Raw genomic sequence first — 19,228 nt, 5'->3', positions numbered from 1 at the left:
CGCGGACCAAGCTGGTGATCAAGCACACCACCCGCACCGCCCGCGCGCTGGTCAAGGACCTGCACTACCGGCTGGATGTCAACACCCTGCACCGCGACGAGACCGCCACCGCGCTGGGCCTGAACGAGATCGGCCGTATCAGCCTGCGCGTCACCCAGCCGCTGTTCGTCGACGACTACAGCCGCAACCGCCTCACCGGCGGCTTCATCCTCATCGACGAAGCCACCAACAACACCGTCGCCGCCGGAATGATCACCGGCACATGATTGGTCAGAGCGGGACGCCGGCCGGGTGCCGGATCTCTCGCTCGGCCGGCGGCACCAGCTCGCGCCAGTCGCACACCGACGCGCCCCTCCGGGGCTCTCCGGGAAAGGTGTTCGGCAGCAGGTCGTACCGCTCCTCGTAGGCGAGCCTGAGGATCTGCAGGCGCCCCTCGGTCCGTTCCTTCACGAAGGTGTCAGAGCTCGCCCCATAGCGTCCAGAGGCCGAGTTCGCCAACCGGAATTTCTCTTCGGTCCGTTCCATGTCCCGCAACGGGAAGTGATGCATCAGCAGCGACGCTTCGCTTTCGATGACGGGTTTCCGTGCCGCCGGTGCGGCGATGGTGTGCCGTCCGAAGGTGAACCGGAGTTGCCCAGGTCCGCGAACGAGAAGCATCTGGTGCTTCCAGTGCCCGGCGGGACAGAAACGAATGGTGTTCCAGTGCGCATTCGGCAATTCGTCGAGCGGATGGTGCCGGGGCTTGGGTGCGGAAAGACGGCTCGGGTAGTGCTCGAGGACGCGGCTCCCGACCGTGTCCACCCAAGGCGGCAAGGTCAGAGCCAGATCGCGAATGCTCATCCGCTCCGGCCCCCGGGGGAATTCGTCGGCATCGACGACGATCCACCAGACAGGCCTTCCCGCCTCCTCCGTATGCTCCTCGATCACCCGCACGAGCCGCTCGGTCCGGCGCACCTCGTCGAACGTCCCGTCGCTGGCGTCGCGGATGACGGTCGCTCCGGCGGCCACGGCCTCGGGGACCGTCTCGTCGCCCGAGTCATCGTCGATGACGAAGACCCGGTCGGCTCCTTGGAGGAACATGTTCCGCACGGTCGCGTAGATGACGTCCTCTTCGTTCCAGGCCTGGCACAGCCCGTACACGAGCGGCTCCTGCGAAGGCGCCTCACTCGTGTACGGACGTGTGTGCTCGAATGTCTGCCACGTGTTCGCGTACCTTCGCAACCACGGCGGAATGGGCGGATTGCGGCGGCGGACTCGAGCTAGAGCGAGTTCGACTCCATAACGGGGGAAGTCGAGAAGGCCCGTTTCAGGCCCGTCACCGAAAAAGAAATCCTGGTTGCCCCACCTTTTCATAATTCCGGATCGTAGAACGCCTCAGGGCGGCCGCCGATACCTATCGTGACCCAGAAACGACCGCCCATTCGGCCGCCCGATGTTCCGCCGCTCCGGTCAGCGGCCCACCGGCACGGCCGGCGACGCGCCGATTGTCCGGCCGTCCGCGTCGAGGGCCTCCACCTTGACCAGGCCGCCTCGCAGCGCCTCGGTCAGCTTGGTGGCGGTGTCGAAGCCGTCCCAGTCCACCATCTCCGCCTCCCGGAGCGACTCCTCGGCGGAGCCCGCGAGCAGCCGCCAGCGGACGACCCCGGTGGCACCGTTCCAAACGGCGCGCACAAGGTCGCCTTCGACGACCGCCTCCGGTGGTGTGGCGGGCCGTCCGTGCCACTCCTGCCGGAACACCCGGTAGGTGGTCCAGCCCGGTCCCTCCGGCGTGGTGGCGTCGAAGAGCAGCTCGCCGTCGGGTGAGAACTCCGAGATCCGGCCCGCGCGTCCCCATCCGACGAGCGTGTTGCCGTTCGGCAGCTCCTCGGCGTTGCCCTCGACCGACGAGGACAGATGTTCGGGGTGGGTGATCTGCTTGACGTGCGTCGCGACGCCGCTCTCGGTGTCGGCGTGCAACCACACCACGCGCGACTCGTAGCCCTCCATGCCGATGTTCGCGCCGTTGTCGAAGACACGGTGGACGCCGCCGCCCACCGGCTGGGCGTCGTGCGGCCAGTTCAGTCGCGCGCCCACACCCAGCACGAACGTGCTGGCACCGCTGCCGAGCTTCCAGAGCACCTCGCCGGTGTGCCGGTCGAGCTTGTAGAAGGCCTGCGAGCCGCGCGCCGTGACCACCAGGTTCTCGTCGTCGTCGACACCGATGCCGTTCACGTGCAGGTGATCCCACGGGCCGTCTCCGGCGAGCTGGACCGGCACGTCGCTCTCGTTCAGCGGGATGTGCTCGGCACCGCTCCAGTGCAGCAGGACCTCGCCGGTGGCGACATCGATCTCCTCGACCACACTGTCGAGGATCACCCCATCCTCGCGGCCGCCGACGGGGGTGAGGTCGCAGGGCTTGGGGTGGTAGCCGACCACCAGCGCGGTCCCGCGGTCGGTCAGCAGCAGCTCGTGCAGGTCGACCGGCATGTCGCCGCCCATGCGGAACGCGGCGATGACGCGGTAGGCCGTGTCGGCGATATAGCACGTGCCGGTGCCGGCGCCCGTCCGCGTCGCCTCGCCCTGCCACCACGTGAGAACCGGGTTCCCCTGGTACTCCTGCACCCGGACGTTGGTTGCGTACTGGCCCTCGGGGACCGGAAGGAACCACACCACCCGGCCCTGGTCGTCGGCGATCTGGGGGCCGTGCGGGACGGCCGGCTCCAGGATGGACTGCGGCGACATGAACAGGTATCCCGGCGCCACACCGGGGCGCCGGAGCGTGACGTTGATCCTCCGGATCTCCTCGTAGGGGGGCATGGGCACGGTCGTCTGGGTCACAGGTTCCCTCCAGGGCTCGGCTCGGCGACCATCGTCACCGCTCCGGCCCCGCCGTCATAAGCTCCCGATCGACGCACGAACGACCATGCCCAGGCGGCCGCCCGGATGCCCGGGGCGGTGCGGCTCAGCGCTTACGGACCATGGTGGCGCCGTCGCCGGAGGGGAAGATCAGCGAGTCGACCCGGCCGTCGTTGTGGACCGCCTCGTTCAGCTCCCGTACGGCCACGACGTCCTCGGCGTGGCAGTCCTCCTTGAGCACGCGCCCGCCGCGCAGCGAGTCGGCGAGGAGGATCAGGCCCCCCGGCCGCAGCCGGCGCAGCAGCTCCTCGTAGTAGAACAGGTGGTTGACCTTGTCGGCGTCGATGAACGCGAAGTCGATGTCCGCCTCGTCAGGGAGGGTGGGCAGCGTCTCGGCCGCCGGCGCCACGCGCAGGTCGATCTTGTGGTCGACCCCGGCCCGCTTCCAGTACCGCTCGGCGATGGCGGCCCAGTCGGCGTTGATCTCGAGGGCGAGCAGCCGCCCGTCGGCGGGCATCGCGCGGGCGATGCACAACGAGGAGTAGCCGGTGAAGACCCCCACCCCGACGACGAGGCGAGCGCCGGTGATACGGGTGATCATGGACAGCAGCGCACCCTCGTAGTGGGTGATGTGCAGGTCGGGGGCCGTCGCCTCGGTCTCGGCCGCTAGTTCCTTGAGCACGTCGTCGGGGCTCTCACAGTGCGACAGCAGGTACTGGCCGAGGGCGGCCTGCATGGGATCCATCGTGTCCTCCTGGGTGTGGCGTCCGTGGTGCCGGGGCACGATCACGCTAGGTCGGCGCGCCGCCCGTGCCCAGCCACGTTCAGGCGCACCCTCGGCTACCACCGTTCCGGCCGCGAAGAGATCGGGCAGCCCGGATGGGCGCCGACTTTGAGACACGCCCTAACGGCGCCCTAACGGCGCCCTAACGGGAAACGAGCAGCAGCGCGCCGCCGCGGAAGCGCCAGCGGCCGGCGCCGCGCTCACTGAAGCCGCCGGCCGCCTGAATCAGGTCGGCGCGGTCGCTGTGGCAGGCCGAGCCGTCCGACAAGCTCAGCACCCAGATCCGGTCGACCTGGCGAAGCCGTGTGGCGGCCTCGGCGCCCGCGGCCGACGTGCCCTCCATGTTGCCCGCGTCGGCCGCCGACTTGATCAGCGTGATGTCGATCAGCCGCCGGTAGACCGAGCGGTACGGGGACAGCACCCGTCGGTCCGCAGCGCAGTCGAAGAGCAGTCCGTCTCCCGGCCGGGCATGCGCCCGCAGAACCGAGGCCATCGCTCGCAGGTCGTCGATGCGCGAGTCCTGCTGCCGTAGCTGCACGTGGCCGGGCACCGCCAGGACGAGGGAGATCACACCCGCGACCGGCCGCCATCGAGGAGAGAGACGTGCGAGGCCGGCGCCGAGGGCGAGCGACACCGCCGGCAGACAGACCAGGACGTACCGGAACGTGTAGAGCGGCGTGACGAGGCTGACCGTCAGGAGCAGCACCGGGGGGATCAGGGCCCAGGCCAGCACGAAGGTGCGGAGGTCACCGGCGCGCCAGAGCCCGTATCCGGCTGTCAGCAGGACGGGCCCGAGGAGCAGCGCGGACCCGGTCAGCCCCGAGAGGAGAACCCAGATCTCGCCGGGGGAGGGCTTGGGCAGCCAGCTGACCTGGTCGCGCTGCCGCGAGGTGAGCCAGATGAGGGGCGAGAGCACAACGGCCACCGCGGCCACGGTGACCGCCCAGCCGCGTACGGCCTCGCGGTGCCGCCCCCACACCAGCAGGCCATGGGCGGGGACGATCAGCAGGCCGAAGATGTTGAAGGTGCCAAGCAGCGCGAGGCATGCTCCGTACGCCGCGAAGCGCTGTGCCGAGGCCTTCTCGGTGGTCTTCACCAGAAGGCAGGTGCTGAGCACCGCTAGCGCCGAGACGATCGCGTAGGAGCGAGCCTCCTGGGCGTAGCGGCTGACCATCGGGCTCAGCGCGTATGCGAGTCCGGCCAGCATTCCGGTCCGCCACCCGTCCAGCCGCCCGCCCAGCCATGCCACACCGGCCGCGGTGCAGGCCGCTGCCAGCACCGAAGGCAGACGCAGCACGGTCTCCCCGCTGCCGAAAAGGGCGACGAGCGGATGAACGAGCAGGTAATAAGCGCCGTGGACGGCGTCGATGTGGCCGAGAAGCCGCCACAGTTCCGGCACCGTGCGCTGTGTGGCCGACACGGTGGCCGCCTCGTCCCGCCAGAGGGCCGGCGTCGAGACTCCGATCGAGCAGATCACCAACGTCGTGAGGAAGACGAGCAGGAGCGGCCCGCGCCCGTCTGAAGTCCTCGGTTCGCGGTCAGTTCCCATCGCCCTGCACCCCGTCCCATCGCCCTGCACCCAGGCCCGTGTCGACATCGTGATTTCGGCCCGGGTTAACGCTAGGGAGGCCTCTCTGGGATGTCTGGCGCCTTTGGAGAGCCCATTCGATCGCCCGCCCGAGCGACCAACGGGGGATATCGCGGTCGCTCCGCAGCCGACCACGATGGCATTCCCCCTCAGGAAGGGCAGGTGATGAGCCATGAGTGAAGCGCTCCATGGCGCGACGAATGCGAAGGAGCTCGCCGCGTACGGCGGCACGCCGGCACGCGCGACCCCGTGGCCGGCGTGGCCGAGGCTCGACGCCGAGACCGAGCGCATCGCCCTTGACGCCCTCCGGAGCGGGCGCTGGGCGATCAGCGAGATGCACAACGGCGAGGAGCTCTACGAGCGGCGGTTCGCCCGTGCGTTCGCGGCCTACCACGACGTGGACCACTGCATCCCCACGACCAGCGGCACCAGCGCCCTGACGATCGCCTTCGAGGCGCTCGGGCTGAGCCGCGGGGCGGAAGTGCTGGTCCCCGGCCTGACCTGGGTCGCGTGCGCCTCAGCCGTGGCGGGCGCCGGCCTGGTCCCGGTCCTGGTGGACATCGATCCGGACACGCTCTGCATGTCCCCCGCCGCCGCGGCAGCGGCGCTGACGGCGCGGACCGAGGCCATCCTGCTCGTCCACTACGCGTGCAACACCGCCGACCTCGACGCGTTCATGGATCTGGCGCGGCGGCACGGGCTCGCGCTGGTCGAGGACTGCGCCCAGGCGCACGGCGCCGAGTACCGCGGCAAGCCGGTCGGCACGTACGGCGCGATCGGCACCTTCAGCATGCAGGAGTCGAAGGTGCTCACCTGCGGCGAAGGCGGGGCGTCGATCACCGCCGACGCCGGGCTGGCCGGGCTGATGGAGCAGTACCGTGCCGACGGCCGCGTCTACTCGGTGAACCCGGCTGTGGGGGAGCCCAACCTGGTGGACCGGGGTGACGTCCAGGGACGGAACCTGTGCCTGTCGGAGGTCCAAGCCGCGCTGCTGCTCGGCCGTCTCCAGCAGATGGACGCGGAGAACGAGCAACGGCGCAGGACGGCCGGCCTGCTCGACGACGCCCTCACCGAGATCGACGGGTTCTCCCCGATCGCCCTGCCCCCCGGCTGCACCAAGCGAACGTACTACCGCTACTGCTTCCGGGTCGACGCTTCCGCCGACCCGGCCGAGGTCGAGGCCATGCAGCACGAACTGAGCCATGAGCTCGGTGTCACCTGCGAGCCGTTGCACGACCCGCTGAACGACTGCGCGCTCTACAACCCGCTGGGGTCGCCGCAGAAGTACGACCCGAAGTTGCTGAACCGGATCGACCCGAAGACCTTCGAGCTGCCCGAATCGCTCGCCGCCCGCAGGCAGGTCATCACGATTCCGCACTTCCTGCTGCTCGGTGACTACTCGGATTTCAACGACATCCGTCATGCGCTGCTGAAGATCTCCGCCGCCCACGGACTCTGACTCTGACTCCCACGGAAGGGAAGGCCATGCGAAGCCGTCTCACGGTCGACGTCGTCGGGTGCGGGGAGATCGCGCAGATCATGCATCTGCCGCACCTGCTCGAACGGTCCGACGTGTGCACCGTACGCGCGATCTGCGAGCGCGACCCGCAGGTACTGAAGGGGGTGGCGGACCGGTTCGGCATCGCCGCGACCTTCACCGACCACCGCGAGATGTTGCGGACCGCGCCCGCGGACGTGCTGGTGGTGCTCAGCTCCGGCGACCACGCCGGCATCGTGAACGACGCCCTGGACGCGGGCATGGACGTCTTCGTCGAGAAGCCGCTGTGCTACTCGGCGGAGGACGCCCACGCGATCGCGCGGAAGGCCAAGGCGGCGGGGCGGACCGTCATGGTCGGCTACAGCCGCCTGTTCGACACGGCGTTCGACGCGTTGCGGGAGCAGATCCGCAAGGAGCCGGGACCGGTGTACCTGCGCGCCGAGGCCAGCCTGCCCATGGACTACCACTACCGCTCCCATCTCGACGTCGTCCGGCCGGCCGACTGGACGCCGCCGTCCGCCGCTCCGGAGTGGGGCGGATCCTGGGAGTACCTCCGTGAGGAGGTCCTGTTCAACTTGGCGATCCACGAGGTCTACTGCCTGCGGGTGCTGACCGGCGTGCAGCGGCCGGAGCTCACCATGGTCACCGACGTTCTGGACCGCCGCGGGGTCGAGGCGATCTGGCAGGACGGCGGGAACCTGCACGTCAGCATGGGGGTCGTGACGCTGGACACCATCGCCGGCGGGTACGTGGAGGAGTTCCGCGCCGTGACGGGCAACGCGACGCACGTGCTGGAGTACCCCTCGATCTACCTCAAGAACGTCCCGGCGAAGCTCACCACGAACCGCTTCGAACACGGGACGCTGGTGGAGAACTCGACTCCCGGCTCGTACGTCAGCCCGTTCAAGGCGGAACTCGATCACTTCTTCAGCGTGCTGGTCGACGGGCAGGCCTGCCTCAGCCCGGCAGAGGACGCCGCCCACGACGTGGAGACGCTGAACCGCATCCTCGCGGCGGCCAAGGACCGCTGGGAGAGCCGGGGCCCTCAATGATCAGGATCAGCGCGGCCATCATGCACCACCCGCGGCGCGCGCACCGGATCCCCCCGCTGCTGCGCGCGTGCGCCCCGCTGGAGCCCGAGGTCGTCCCCGATCCCGAACCGGACGGCAGGCCGAGCCCGCTGCGGACCGCCAAGCGCGCGTGGGCGGCGATCGGAAGCGGGGCGACGCACCACCTGGTGCTGCAGGACGATGTGCGGCTCGTTCCGGGATTCGCCGGGCAACTGTACGAGGCGGTCTCCCGGAGGCCTTCGTACGGCGTGTCGTCGTTCTGTCTCTGGCACACGCCGCACAACTCCTACCTGGTGCGGCGTGCGGCCGTCGCCGGGGCCGCCTACGCGCCGCTCTCCCCGTTCGAGTGGACGCCGACGCAGGCGTTCGTCCTGCCGGTGGAGCACGCGCGTGCCCTTGCCGACTACCTGGCCGGCATACCGGACGAGGTGCAGGACGACGACGAGATGGTCGTCATCTTCTGCAGGGAGCGAGGCATCCCGGTCGTGGCGACCGTGCCGCATCTGATGGACCACGGGCACGCGGAGTCGCTCGTGGAAGGCCATCACGACGGGCTGCGCGCCACCGTCTTCACACCGGACCGGCGCTGGCCGGTGGACCATCCGTCGGCCGATCTGGAGATGGCGCCCGGGCCGTACACCGTCGCCCTGCAGGACTCGGTGTGCACGATCCGGCTGATGTACGGCGATCCGGTGGAACACGAATGCGGCTGGTACTGGTATGACGCTTGCGCGCTGGCAGGAGTGGACCCCGAGGAGGTACTCGACGCCGGCGCGACACATCTGTCCCGGGTGCCCGGCCGGGCGCTGTCCACGATGACCGAGGTATGGGCGGCGTGCTACCTGCTCGGCTTGGACGTGGCGAGTTCGGCGCCCTCAGCGCCCTCAGCGGACGACTGGGGGCCTCTTGCGCCGGCGGCCGTCGAGTCCTGGATCGACCAAGGGTTGTCCCGGCAGGACCACCGGGCGCTGCGGGACGACTGCGTGCGGCTCGCTCTGGCGGCCGTGCGGCACGGCATGGGAGAACGGAAATTCGCCGATGCGTTCTGATCTTGACCCGAAGACCCTGGTGATCGAGATGGCTCGGCGGGAGGCGGCGGCCGCGCTGCTCAACGCTCCCCGGGTGGAGTTCGGCGCGCAGGGACCGGCTGTCCGCGTGCGTCCGGTGTCGTGCCCCCTCTGCGGTGCGCTCGCCCATCGGCGGAGGTGGACGCCTCCCTTCGCCGTGGAAGGGGCGGCGCCGGGTCCCGTCCTTCGCATGCTCGCCTGCGAGACGCTGACGGCACGCGCGGTCCTGCCGATCCTGGTGATGGCGGAACGCTCACCCGAACTCCGGCTGGCCGAGTTCGAGACACGGTCGCTGAGCTGGCTTGAGGCGACGGGCAGTGGCGGCACGGCCGCCGCCCTGAACGCGGTGAACGAGGCGGAGCGCTGGATCACCGACCCGGAAGGGACGACCGGCCGCACGCTTCCCGCGTCCACCCGCCGCTACGTTCTGGACGCCGCATGGCCGGCCCATCGTGAACGGCTCGTCCCCTCGTTCCTGTCGCCGCACCCGGCTGTGTCGCCGGCGCTCGAGGAACTGTACGCGGAGGAATTCCGTGCCTCGATCGTCCACCGCTATGAGCTGGCCGGAGCCGGCGCCTGACTGTTCTCCCTCATCCCTCCCTCAACAGAGTCCCCCGGCCGGAAACCGGCCGGGGGACTTGTTTGCTCCGCTAAGCGTCTCTTCCGGTCAGCTTGCGCCGGCTGCTGGGACCATGGGCGTCGGGGACATCCAGTAGCGGCCACGTTCGAACGCGTAGGTCGGCAGATCGGTGCGGGCTCCGTCCGGTACCGCCTTGGACCAGTCGGGGGAGAGGCCCGCACTGATCAGGTGTGCCAGCCCGCGTAGCGGGTCTGCGGAGTCCACGGCCGCGATCTCGACTCCGAGCTGATTCGCCGGGGCCGTGTCGATCCCCACGAAGTAACGGAAACCATCGTCGAGCAGGCCGCGCACGTTCACGTCATCCCTGCCGGCAACCACGTCCGGTGTGACCCCGAGGGACCGCCATTTCGCCCCGATCTCCTCCGAGCCGAAGGCCACCTTTCCCTTGAGAGGCTTTCGTGACGGCACCAGAGCGGCGTCCGTCCGGCCTTGCGCCAAGGCGTTCAGACCGCCTAGGAGCGTGTCGCGATCGCACGCCAGCACGACCGCCCGGCGCTCGAAATGGCTCCGGCAGTGGGCGAGGGTGTACGCGACGTCGGCCAGCGGCGTCGTCCCGTTCCGTGCCACATGGGCGGCCAGCCGGGCCGCCTGGCGCCTCAGCCCTGCCTCATCACGTGCCGACACGACGAACAGCCGCGTGGCCCCCGCCGCGTCCTCGGTCTTCGCGCGCTCGGTGGGCGGCGCTTCCTCCACGATGACGTGCACATTCGTGCCGCCGATCCCGAACGCGCTCACCCCCGCCCGCCGCGGCCGTTCTCCGCGACGCCACGGCAACGGCTCCTGAAGCAGGTGCAGCCCGCTGTTCTCCCACTTCACCCGGCGTGTGGGCTGTTCAGCGTGCAGCGTGCGCGGCAGCCGTTCGTACTTCAGCGACAACAGGACCTTGACCAGTGCCGCCAGGCCGCTGGCCGCCTGCGTGTGCCCGATGTTCGACTTGATCGCGCCCACGTACAGCGGCCGGTCCACTGGGCGGTCGTCCCCGAACACCCGCGCCAGCGCCCTCGCCTCGGCCGGGTCGCCCACCATCGTCCCGGTGGCGTGCGCCTCCACATAGTCGATGTCCGCCGGCTTGAGGCCGGACAGCTCCAGGGCACGCCGGATCACCTTCTCCTGGGACACTCCGTTCGGCGCCAGCAACGCCCTGCTGCGCCCGTCGTGGTTGACCGCCGTCCCTCGCAGTACGGCCAGCACGTCGTCGCCGTCCCGCTGCGCGTCCGACAGCCGCTTCACCATCACCACGACGACGCCTTCGGAGAAGGCACTGCCATCGGCCTTGTCGGCGAACGACCTGCACCTGCCCGTCGGTGAGAGGGCCCGCATGCGGCTGAACTCCACGAACGCGTAGGGCATGGTCATCACCGTCACGCCGCCGACCAGCGCCTGGTCGCACTCGCCCGTCCGCAGCGCCGTGACGGCCAGGTGCAGCGCCAGCAGCGAGGACGAACACGCGGTGTCCAGCGTCATCGAGGGTCCGGCCAGGCCCAGCACGAACGAGACCCGCCCGGAGGCCACGCTCAACGCGGACCCCGTCCCGACATACCCGTTGAACTGGTCGAGGCTGATCCCGGAGAGATAGTCGCTGCCGAGCATGCCCAGATAGACGCCGGTTGAGCTTCCCGTGAGCCGCGCCGGCACGGTCCCGGCTCGTTCCAGCGCCTCCCATGCCGTCTCCAGCAGTACCCGCTGCTGCGGGTCCATCGCCGCCGCCTCGCGCGCCGTGATCCCGAAGAAGTGCGGATCGAAGGCGTCGATGCCGGCTAGGAATCCACCCTCGCGTGAGCAGGTCTTCCCGGCCACCCGAGGGTCCGGGTCGTAGATCGAGTCGACGTCCCAGCGGTCCTCCGGGAACGGCCCGACCGCGTCCCGGCCCTCCGCGAGCAGCGCCCACAGCTGTTCCGGATCGGCGACGTCTCCCGGAAGCCGGCAGGCCATCGACACGATCGCGATCGGCTCGTCCCACTGACGTGCTGCGTCGTGCATCGCTTATCCCCTCGGTAGGCAGAGATGAACGACTCTTCCGAACCCATCGGCCCGCCCCAAGCCTCCTTAGCCCGCCCAAACGCCATCCCCACCTGAACTGGCTTTCCATCATGAGGGGTGCGCATATGTGAAACTTGGGCAGATTTGCTGCGCGACGGGGGATATGCCGGATGAGTTCGTCTGACGAGAAGTTCGATCCGTCGACTCCTGCCGATGCCCGGATCTACGACTACATCATCGGGGGCAAGGACCACTACGGGCCCGATCGCGGTGTGGCCGAGGGGCTGCCGGAGGGCCCCTGGGGGGACGACGTCGAGCGCCGTCCGGCCGTGGAGAACCGGCGTTTCCTGCGGCGTGCCGTGCGGTTCCTGCTGGACGAGGGGATCCGGCAGTTCGTCGACATCGGCTGCGGGCTGCCCACTCGCACGAACGTCCACGACCTCGCCCACGACGCCGATCCGGCGGCCCGGGTCCTGTACGTCGACCACGACCAGGTCGTGGTCAACCACTATCGGGCGCTGCTGTCGAGCTCGTCGACGGCGACGGTGATCAGCGCGGACGCGCGGCAGCCGGGGGAGATCCTGGGCCGCATCCGGGAGACCTCATTCATCGACCTTGAGCGTCCGCTGGGAGTGCTCCTGGTCGGCCTGCTGCACCTGATGGCGGACGAAGACGACCCGGCCGGGGTCGTGGCCCGATACCGGGACGCCGTTGTCCCCGGGAGTTATCTGGTGATGTCCCATCTGACGGGCGAGGGGCAGGACCCCGAGCATGTCGCCCAGTTCACCGCGATGTTCCAGAGCGCGCGCGAGCCGATGGTCATGCGCTCGCGTGAGCGGATCCGCTCCTTCTTCGACGGCCTGGACCTCGTCGAGCCAGGCATGGTCGACGCCCCGGACTGGCGCCCCAACCGTCCCTTCCCCAAGCCCTCCGGATGGCTGGTCGCCGGCGTGGCGCGCAAAAATTGACCCGTCAACGGGCGCTCCGGAGGATCACCGGGCCCAGGAGTCCGGACGTGCGCTGGCCGGGGAAGACGAAGTGGGTGGGGCTGGTCTCGTCGAGGTAGGGGGCCAGGGTGCCGTAGACGACGATCTCGATCTCGTTGCGGCCGGTGTGCAGGGACGTGCCGAGGTCGAAGGTGTACGGGGCGCAGATCCGGATGCCTGCCGGGCTTCCGTTCACCGTCACCTCGGCGGTGCCGCGAACGCGGCCGAGGTCGAGTTCGGCCTTTCCCGGGGCCGACGGCAGGGTAAGGGCCTGCCGGTAGCGGACCCCGCCGCTGTATCCGGCGAGCCCCACGTCCTCCCAGTCGCCCAACTCGATCGTGCCGGGGCCGATGGTGAACGTGACCGGGCCGGCTAGAGCCGCGCCTTCCCGGTGTTCCGGCCGGGTCAGCAGGCGCAACTCCGCGGTCCCGGCCGCTCTGGGGTTTCCGGGGAGTTCGACGTCGACGGTGCCCTCGTGGCGGGCGATCGTGATCGGGACGTCGTCCAGGAGAATGCCGGTCACCTCGCCGCGCGCCGTGAACCGCATCCGGGTCGCGCCGGGCGGCACCTCGAAGCGCAGCCGTTCGACCCGGGGCCGGGCGCCGGGGACGGCGAACGAGGCGGGCATGACCGTGCCGTCCGCGTCGTCGTCCTCCAGCCAATGAGCGCCGGGCAGCGGGTGCGGCCGGCGCCGCAGGTGGAAGGAGGCGGGCTCACCGGACTGCGCGCGCCTGGTCTCGACGGGCACCGGGGCTCCGTCGCGGGTGGCGTGCCATCCGGAGCCCGAGACGACCGGGCCGTCCACCAGGACCGCCGGTGGGCCCTCGGTCTCGGTGAGGACGAGAGTGAGCCGGGTGCCGGATACCTCGTAGCGGCCGACGCGGGGAGCCTCGTGCTCGGCGTACGGGTCGAAGCCGCCCTGACGGCCGATCTCGACGCGGTCGACCAGGATCCGGCACGGGGACGCGGACGTCACCTGGAGGAGGGAGGGACCATCCGCGCGAGGGAGTTCGGCGCTGAAGGACACCTGTGCGCCTGGACGCGACGGACCGTCGATGGTGATCCACTCGGGCCGGAGGCAGCGGGCGGGCTCGGTGACGATGGACAGGTGACCGCGCAGCCGTACGTCCTCGTCGGGCACCAGGCGCAGTTCGAGGGCGTGCTCCCCCCGGGAGAGGGGCTCCTTGGTCACCGCCAGATAGCCGTGGTCGTCGAGCGGGACCGCCGTCCCGCCGATCAGGAGGGTCTTGGCGGCGGCGCAACCGATCATGACGAGACCACCGTCGCCGGGAGCGTTCACGCGCGTGCGCAGGGCCACCCGTTGCCCGGCTTCGACATCGCCGAAGTCGAGGAACTCCTCGGGGACGTGCCCCTTCGGCCCCAGCACGGACCGGTGGACGGGGTCCTTGCGGATGCCGCGAGTGTCGGAGTAGACGACCGGGCGCCATCCCTCTGTCGCGGGTCCGGACCAGAGCCCGTGCGGCCCGAAGGTCGCGTGGACCGGCGTCCAGTCTCCGCCGTCCACCTGATGGGAGAGCCGCCAGCGTTCGAGGGACGCCATGTCACCCGCCGGGCGCCCGAAATCGCCCCAGGCGTTGTCGAGCGTCGGCACCGGCTCCATGTCCCAGGTCGGGCCCAGGTCCATCTCGTTCATGGGGCGCGGCCGCTCGGCCGGCTCCACCGCCACCTCCTCCTCCGCTGGCGATGTGCCGCCCGGGAAGACGAGGAGCGCGGCGGGGCCATCGTCGAACGGAACCACCACCTCGACGGATCCCTCTCGTTCGGAGGCATGCAGCGGCCGGGGCGGGCCGCCGAAGGGACTCACCAGGAACGCCGGGCCTGCGACGCCGTGGACCCGGACTCGCATGTCGCGGTGGTAGCGGCCGGGATCGAAGTCGTAGGTCACGTCCAGCCAGCCGAGGTCCGCTCCGCGTTCGTCCGGGCGCCCCACCGACACGCGGCTGGCCATGGATTCGGCCGCCGTCAGGAACACCACCGTCGCGCCGTCGATTTCGCGGACCAACGCGGGGACCGGTGCCTCGACACGCCGGGTGCCCTCCAGCAGAGGCCCGAGCGAGCCTGTGTCCGGAACGGTCTCCAGCAGCGCCGCCAGCCTCGCCACCACTTCGTCCGCGTCCGGGGCGCCGACGCCGTGCCGGGGCGGCGGCCCGACGGCGATGACGCGGCCGCCCTGCTCGGCCAGCGAGACCAGCCGCCGGGCGGTCTCCGCTTCGAGAACGGTGCAGGCGGGCAGCAGAACTGTGCCGTACGACTCGTCCGCGACGTTCAGCCGTCCCGCCTCAACCGTGGCCCGGTGGACGGAGTCGTCATCGATGACGTCGGCGTCGACGCGGAGCCGGTCGAGGGTGCCGGGGACCATCTGGAACCAGGCCATGTCGCCCACCAGCGCACGGTAGGTCTCCTGTGCCAGCGCAGCGGATGGGTCCACGCCGTCGAGCCGGGTGCCGGCCTGGGCGGTCGCGGTCGGGAACAGCACGGCCACTTCGCAGACGTGACGCCCCAACGACAAAGCCGCACACAGCCGCGTGACCGCCTCAGCGAAGACCCGGTGGTGCGCCCAATAGGGCTGCCGCCAGTCGGTGGCGGGCGGTGCCCACTCCCACCAGCCGGCCTTGGTCGTGTAGTAGACCGCGTGCGGGTTGTAGAGGGTGGCCCCGGCACGCAACCACGGGAGCAGCCAGTCGAACGTCTCCTCCAGCGTGCCGCCCCAGCCGCTGGAGTGGAACGCCTCAATCCATACGCGGTCCCTGCCGTAAAGATGGGCCAGGGACGAGTGGATGCGCGCGTCACCGTGATGGTCCGAGCCGGGCGCGCCGAACCAGCGATGGGTGCGGGCGTAGTCCGCGTACAGCCGCACACCATCCGCCGGATGCCCTGCGCGTGCCGGATCCTGCTGGTCGCAACCGTGCAGCAGCCCGTGCCGGGTGTGCCAGTCGGCCAACGGCCGGAAGAAGGCCTCCTCCGCCAGTTCCGCCCGGGTGAGCTGATAGTCGCGCCGAACGCGGTACGCCCTGTCATCACTTTTCCAGTCGCCGCCCTTCCACAGATATGGCAGGTGAGGCGTAAGGTCATAGCCGCGGCGCGCGGCGAACTCCTCCGCGAAGCCCTCCGTCCAGGTCGGCAGCGTGGGCAGCTCATCCTGGAACGAGCCGACGATCACATTGCCGAGCCGGTGCCCGAGCCGCCGTTCGAACTCCCCGTGGACGCGGTCCAGCAGCGCCGCGCACGCCCGCGCCGACAGGTAGTCGAAGCCGCGTGCAGTGGTACGCCCGTCCGGCTCCAGCCATTGCCCGGCGAACGCGGCGACGTCGCGCACCAGCCGCGCCTGGAGGTCGGCCCCGGAGAAACCGAGCTGGTCGTAGAACCACAGCGACACCCCAAGCCGGGCGGCGTCCTCGCACACCCCGTCGAGCAGTTCCCACCACTCGTCGGAGAAGAACGCGGGCTCGTCCGCGTCCGCACCGAACATGGGTCCGGACGGCGCGAGATTGAGGATCACCAGGTTGTAGACGCCGCCCGCCGCGAAACGTTCGAGCTGGTCGCGCAGCCGCCGCCGGTCGAGCCGCTCGCCGCTCCACCACCAGATGGGCGCGGGGGAGTACGCGCGGGGCGGCATGTCCAGCACCCTCCGCAGCCGGCCGGGGATCATCCCTTCAACCCGCTCGCGAAGCCCTTGATCACATACCGCTGCAACACCAGGAACACGGCGAGGATCGGCAGCGCGGCGAGCACCAGCCCGGCGAACACCAGCCCGTTGTCGGAGACGTACTGGCCGACGAAGGCGAAGATCCGCACCGGGACCGTCTCTCGGGTCGACCCGCCCAGGTAGAGCAGGGGCGTGAAGAAGTCGTTCCAGATGAACACCGCGTTGAGGATGAGCACGGTACCGGTGATCGGCCGCAGCAGCGGGAACACCACCCGGGTGAACGCCTGGAAGTGCCCGGCGCCGTCGATCAGCGCCGCGTTGGCGTAGTCGGCGGGCAGCGCCCTGATGAACCCGGTGTAGAGGAAGATCGTGAAGGGCAGCTGGATGCCGGTATAGAAGATGATCATTCCCTGCATGGTGCCGAGCAGCCCCGCCCCGTCCACCAGCTTGAACAGCGGGATCATCCCGAGCTGGAACGGCAGCACGATGCCCAGCAGGAACAGCACGTACAGCCCGTAGCCCAGCCGCGAGGCGCGGCGCGACAGGAAGTACGCGGCGAACGAGCCGATCGCGATCAGCGCCACCAGGCTCCCGACCGTGATCATCGTGCTGTTGAACAGCGCCGGGCCGAGCTCGGCCCGCGTCCAGGCATTGGAGAAGTTGTCGAGCGTCGGGCTGGTCGGCGGCCCCAGCGGCGACTCGGCGACCGCCCGCTGGTCCTTGAACGCCATCGTGACCAGCGCGTACACCGGGAACAGGAAGGCGACCGCGACGGCGATCATCACCAGCTCCAGCCCCAGCGTGCGCAGCCCGTATCTGACGTTCATGCGACCTCCCGCCCACGTAGGTAGTGGATCTGGACCATGGACACCGCGGCCACGAACAGCGCCAGGACGAGTGCGATCGCGGTGCTGTAGCCGTAATTGCCGAACACGAACGCCTGCTTGTAGAGCACCGTGGACAACGTCTCGCTGGCGTGCCCAGGCCCGCCGTTGGTCGCGGCGTAGATCTGGTCGAACAGCTTGAGGCCGCCGATGGTCGACAACATCAGGTTGATCGTGACCGCGGGCGCCAGGAGCGGCCAGGTCACGTGCCGGAAGCGCTGCCACCGGCTCGCGCCGTCGATCATCGCGGCCTCGTGCAGCTCGGCGGGCACCCCCTCCAGCCCGGCCAGAAAGATCACCATCGAGTAGCCGGCGAACTGCCAGATCACCATGCCCGCGATCGACCAGATCGCCAGGTCGGGGTTGCCCAGCCAGTCCTGCCGCAGCCCGCCCAGGCCCACCGCGCCGAGGATGCCGTTGAGCCCGGCGTCCGGCGAGGGGTTGTAGATGTACTTCCACAGGAAGGCCACCATCACCGGGCTGACGACGGCCGGGGCGAAGAACACGACCCTCAGCACGGTCCGCGACTTGATCCTGGCGTGAACGCCGAGGGCCAGCAGCAAACCGACGCCGTTCTGCACGACGACGATCGCCACGGTCAGCAGCAGCGTGTTGACCAGGGAGCCGCGTGCCGCGTCGTCATCGAACAGCTTGCTGAAGTTGGCCAGGCCGTTGAAGTTGCGCTCGCCCAGGCCGTTCCAGTCGGTGAAGGCGTACACGATGCCGCTGAGGCTCGGATACAGCACCACCAGTGCGTAGATGGCCAAGGCGGGCGCGGCGAACCACCACGGCGGCGACAGGAAGCGCGCGCCTCGCCGGGCGCCTCGCCGCCGGCGGCGGGCCGCGGCGCCCGGCGGGCCGGCCCGTTTCGCCGGGGCGGGACGGAGGGTGGAGGTCACGGTCACTTCTTCCGGTAGGTCTCGTCCAGCTTGGCCAGCGCCTTGGCCACCGTCGTCCGCCCGCCCAGAAGCTCCTGCACCACGGCGAAGTGGGCCGGCTGGATCTCGGCGTTCGGCCAGCCCTGGTCCATGAACGGCACGGCCTTGTTGCCGTCGATGAACGGCAGGAACGACTTCAGCACGGGGTCGATCTTGGAGGCGGAGTCGCGGCTGAGCGGTACGCAGGCGACGGCCTCTGCCCAGCGGTTCATGTTCTTCTGCTCGCCGAGGAACTCGAGGAACGCCTTGGCCTCGTCGACGTTCTTGCCGCGCGCGCTGACCCCGAGGCCGACGACCACGCCCGCGGGGATCCAGACCTGGTTCGCGTCGTCGGCCCCGGGCACCGGGAACATGTCCAGGTCGTCGGCGTTGGTGGCGGCCTTGCGGAAGTCGGGCAGCACCGCCGACACCTGGATCGCCATCGCGGCCTTTCCGGTGGCGACCATGGAGGTCTGCTGTTCGAGGGTGGTGCCGTTGGGGTTGTCGTTGAAGTACCCGCGCTTCTGCAGCTCCAGGTACATGTCGAACGCGTCCTTCCAGCCCGAGTTCGCGAAGCTGGCCGAGCCCGCCCGCATCTGCTCGTCGAACTTGGGGTTCTTGGCGTAGACGGTCGAGGGCACGAGGGCGTAGGTGATCAGCTGCGTGACCCACTGGGTCTGGGCGCCGAGCGCGATCGGCACCTTGCCCTTCTTCTTGATCTTCTCGCAGACGTCCAGGAACCCGCTCCAGGTGGTGGGCGGCTCGACACCGGCCTCCTGGAAGACCTTCTTGTTGTAGATGGCGCCGATGACGCTGGAGCCGGCCGAGTAGAGGAAGGTCTTGCCGTCCTTCTGGAACGCGGGCTGCAGGCCGGGCGGGATGCGCTTCGTCCAGGCCTGGTCGCTCAGATCGGCCAGCAACCCGGCCTGGGCGATCTGCGCCATGCTCATCGCCGAGCCGTCACCGGGGAACACCACGTGCACGTCGGGGGCGTTGCCCGCGCCGAGCTGGGTGCGCACCGAGGTCTGTACCTGGTCGGTGGGGGCGTACGAGGCGTTGAACTTGTTCTTGGTGTACTCCTTGAGCAGCAGGTCGAGTGGCTTCTGCTGGTCGGCGACGGCCACCAGGCGCAGCGTTCCGCCGCCCCCGCCCCCGCCGCTGCTTCCGCCGGACGTCCCGCCGCAGGCTGCGAGCGCGCCCATGGCGGCGACGCCGCCGGTCAGCCCGAAGAATCCGCGGCGGCTGAGGGCTGCCGATCCGTACGACGACGCTGTCATGAATCCTCCTCGAAACCGCGGCCTTGCGCCGCGAT

General features: G+C 69.9%; 14 protein-coding genes and 1 pseudogene. 6 read left to right on the top strand and 9 right to left on the bottom strand.

Features of this window, described 5'->3' with window-relative positions:
* Nucleotides 1-266, top strand: a pseudogene (locus tag ACH34W_RS42610) (sulfate adenylyltransferase); the annotation flags it as partial.
* 4 nt (nucleotides 267-270) lie between these two features.
* Here ACH34W_RS42610 and ACH34W_RS42605 read toward each other — a convergent pair.
* From ACH34W_RS42605 to ACH34W_RS42590, 4 genes are all read right to left on the bottom strand, one after another.
* A complete protein-coding gene (locus tag ACH34W_RS42605) occupies nucleotides 271-1,140 on the bottom strand; it encodes a glycosyltransferase family 2 protein (protein WP_395966912.1) in 870 nt (289 codons plus the stop codon).
* A gap of 309 nt (nucleotides 1,141-1,449) precedes the next feature.
* Complete coding sequence (locus ACH34W_RS42600) at nucleotides 1,450-2,817, bottom strand: arylsulfotransferase family protein (RefSeq protein ID WP_395966911.1); 1,368 nt, start codon at nucleotides 2,815-2,817, stop codon at nucleotides 1,450-1,452.
* Nucleotides 2,818-2,941: 124 nt separating this feature from the next.
* Nucleotides 2,942-3,580, bottom strand: a complete 639-nt coding sequence (locus ACH34W_RS42595; RefSeq protein WP_395966910.1) for an O-methyltransferase — start codon at nucleotides 3,578-3,580, stop codon at nucleotides 2,942-2,944.
* A 181-nt stretch (nucleotides 3,581-3,761) separates the two neighbouring features.
* A complete protein-coding gene (locus tag ACH34W_RS42590) occupies nucleotides 3,762-5,168 on the bottom strand; it encodes a glycosyltransferase family 39 protein (protein WP_395966909.1) in 1,407 nt (468 codons plus the stop codon).
* A gap of 211 nt (nucleotides 5,169-5,379) precedes the next feature.
* Between ACH34W_RS42590 and ACH34W_RS42585 the strand changes: the two genes are divergently transcribed.
* Genes ACH34W_RS42585 through ACH34W_RS42570 form a run of 4 tightly spaced genes read left to right on the top strand, consistent with a single transcriptional unit; the run spans nucleotide 5,380 to nucleotide 9,422 of the window.
* A complete protein-coding gene (locus ACH34W_RS42585) occupies nucleotides 5,380-6,666 on the top strand; it encodes a DegT/DnrJ/EryC1/StrS family aminotransferase (RefSeq protein ID WP_395966908.1) in 1,287 nt (428 codons plus the stop codon).
* A gap of 26 nt (nucleotides 6,667-6,692) precedes the next feature.
* Nucleotides 6,693-7,757, top strand: a complete 1,065-nt coding sequence (locus ACH34W_RS42580; protein WP_395966907.1) for a Gfo/Idh/MocA family protein — start codon at nucleotides 6,693-6,695, stop codon at nucleotides 7,755-7,757.
* Entirely contained in the window at nucleotides 7,754-8,824 is a 1,071-nt protein-coding gene (locus tag ACH34W_RS42575; protein ID WP_395966906.1) for a hypothetical protein, read from the top strand. The genes ACH34W_RS42580 and ACH34W_RS42575 overlap by 4 nt, the downstream gene beginning before the upstream one ends.
* The gene (locus tag ACH34W_RS42570; protein WP_395966905.1) at nucleotides 8,814-9,422 is read left to right on the top strand and encodes a hypothetical protein; all 609 of its coding nucleotides are present in this window, start codon (nucleotides 8,814-8,816) and stop codon (nucleotides 9,420-9,422) included. Before ACH34W_RS42575 ends, ACH34W_RS42570 begins: the two co-directional genes overlap by 11 nt.
* A gap of 87 nt (nucleotides 9,423-9,509) precedes the next feature.
* Here the strand turns inward: ACH34W_RS42570 and ACH34W_RS42565 are convergent, their stop codons facing one another.
* Entirely contained in the window at nucleotides 9,510-11,462 is a 1,953-nt protein-coding gene (locus ACH34W_RS42565; RefSeq protein WP_395966904.1) for a type I polyketide synthase, read from the bottom strand.
* A gap of 170 nt (nucleotides 11,463-11,632) precedes the next feature.
* Here ACH34W_RS42565 and ACH34W_RS42560 point away from each other — a divergent pair, with 170 nt between their 5' ends.
* A complete protein-coding gene (locus tag ACH34W_RS42560; protein ID WP_395966903.1) occupies nucleotides 11,633-12,430 on the top strand; it encodes an SAM-dependent methyltransferase in 798 nt (265 codons plus the stop codon).
* A 4-nt stretch (nucleotides 12,431-12,434) separates the two neighbouring features.
* Here the strand turns inward: ACH34W_RS42560 and ACH34W_RS42555 are convergent, their stop codons facing one another.
* Genes ACH34W_RS42555 through ACH34W_RS42540 form a run of 4 tightly spaced genes read right to left on the bottom strand, consistent with a single transcriptional unit; the run spans nucleotide 12,435 to nucleotide 19,193 of the window.
* Nucleotides 12,435-16,085: a glycosyl hydrolase gene (locus tag ACH34W_RS42555; RefSeq protein ID WP_395966902.1), complete on the bottom strand. Its 3,651-nt coding sequence runs from the start codon at nucleotides 16,083-16,085 to the stop codon at nucleotides 12,435-12,437.
* A gap of 29 nt (nucleotides 16,086-16,114) precedes the next feature.
* The gene (locus ACH34W_RS42550; RefSeq protein ID WP_395966901.1) at nucleotides 16,115-16,942 is read right to left on the bottom strand and encodes a carbohydrate ABC transporter permease; all 828 of its coding nucleotides are present in this window, start codon (nucleotides 16,940-16,942) and stop codon (nucleotides 16,115-16,117) included.
* Nucleotides 16,939-17,898, bottom strand: a complete 960-nt coding sequence (locus ACH34W_RS42545) for a carbohydrate ABC transporter permease (protein ID WP_395966900.1) — start codon at nucleotides 17,896-17,898, stop codon at nucleotides 16,939-16,941. The genes ACH34W_RS42550 and ACH34W_RS42545 overlap by 4 nt, the downstream gene beginning before the upstream one ends.
* A gap of 2 nt (nucleotides 17,899-17,900) precedes the next feature.
* Complete coding sequence (locus ACH34W_RS42540) at nucleotides 17,901-19,193, bottom strand: ABC transporter substrate-binding protein (protein WP_395966899.1); 1,293 nt, start codon at nucleotides 19,191-19,193, stop codon at nucleotides 17,901-17,903.
* Nucleotides 19,194-19,228 lie beyond the last annotated feature (35 nt).

Origin of the sequence: Actinomadura sp. 6N118 (assembly GCF_044326415.1) — a bacterium.
In the GTDB taxonomy this organism is placed as follows: Bacteria; Actinomycetota; Actinomycetes; order Streptosporangiales; family Streptosporangiaceae; genus Spirillospora.
Note: the sequence above shows the minus strand (reverse complement) of the source record. Positions and strands in the feature narration are given on the sequence as shown.

Coding starts and splice junctions, on each gene's coding strand:
- ACH34W_RS42595 (WP_395966910.1), bottom strand. CDS start 3,580: ATGGATCCCATGCAGGCCGCCCTCGGCCAGTACCTGCTGTCGCACTGT.
- ACH34W_RS42590 (WP_395966909.1), bottom strand. CDS start 5,168: ATGGGAACTGACCGCGAACCGAGGACTTCAGACGGGCGCGGGCCGCTC.
- ACH34W_RS42585 (WP_395966908.1), top strand. CDS start 5,380: ATGAGTGAAGCGCTCCATGGCGCGACGAATGCGAAGGAGCTCGCCGCG.
- ACH34W_RS42580 (WP_395966907.1), top strand. CDS start 6,693: ATGCGAAGCCGTCTCACGGTCGACGTCGTCGGGTGCGGGGAGATCGCG.
- ACH34W_RS42575 (WP_395966906.1), top strand. CDS start 7,754: ATGATCAGGATCAGCGCGGCCATCATGCACCACCCGCGGCGCGCGCAC.
- ACH34W_RS42570 (WP_395966905.1), top strand. CDS start 8,814: ATGCGTTCTGATCTTGACCCGAAGACCCTGGTGATCGAGATGGCTCGG.
- ACH34W_RS42565 (WP_395966904.1), bottom strand. CDS start 11,462: ATGCACGACGCAGCACGTCAGTGGGACGAGCCGATCGCGATCGTGTCG.
- ACH34W_RS42560 (WP_395966903.1), top strand. CDS start 11,633: ATGAGTTCGTCTGACGAGAAGTTCGATCCGTCGACTCCTGCCGATGCC.
- ACH34W_RS42555 (WP_395966902.1), bottom strand. CDS start 16,085: ATGCCGCCCCGCGCGTACTCCCCCGCGCCCATCTGGTGGTGGAGCGGC.
- ACH34W_RS42550 (WP_395966901.1), bottom strand. CDS start 16,942: ATGAACGTCAGATACGGGCTGCGCACGCTGGGGCTGGAGCTGGTGATG.
- ACH34W_RS42540 (WP_395966899.1), bottom strand. CDS start 19,193: ATGACAGCGTCGTCGTACGGATCGGCAGCCCTCAGCCGCCGCGGATTC.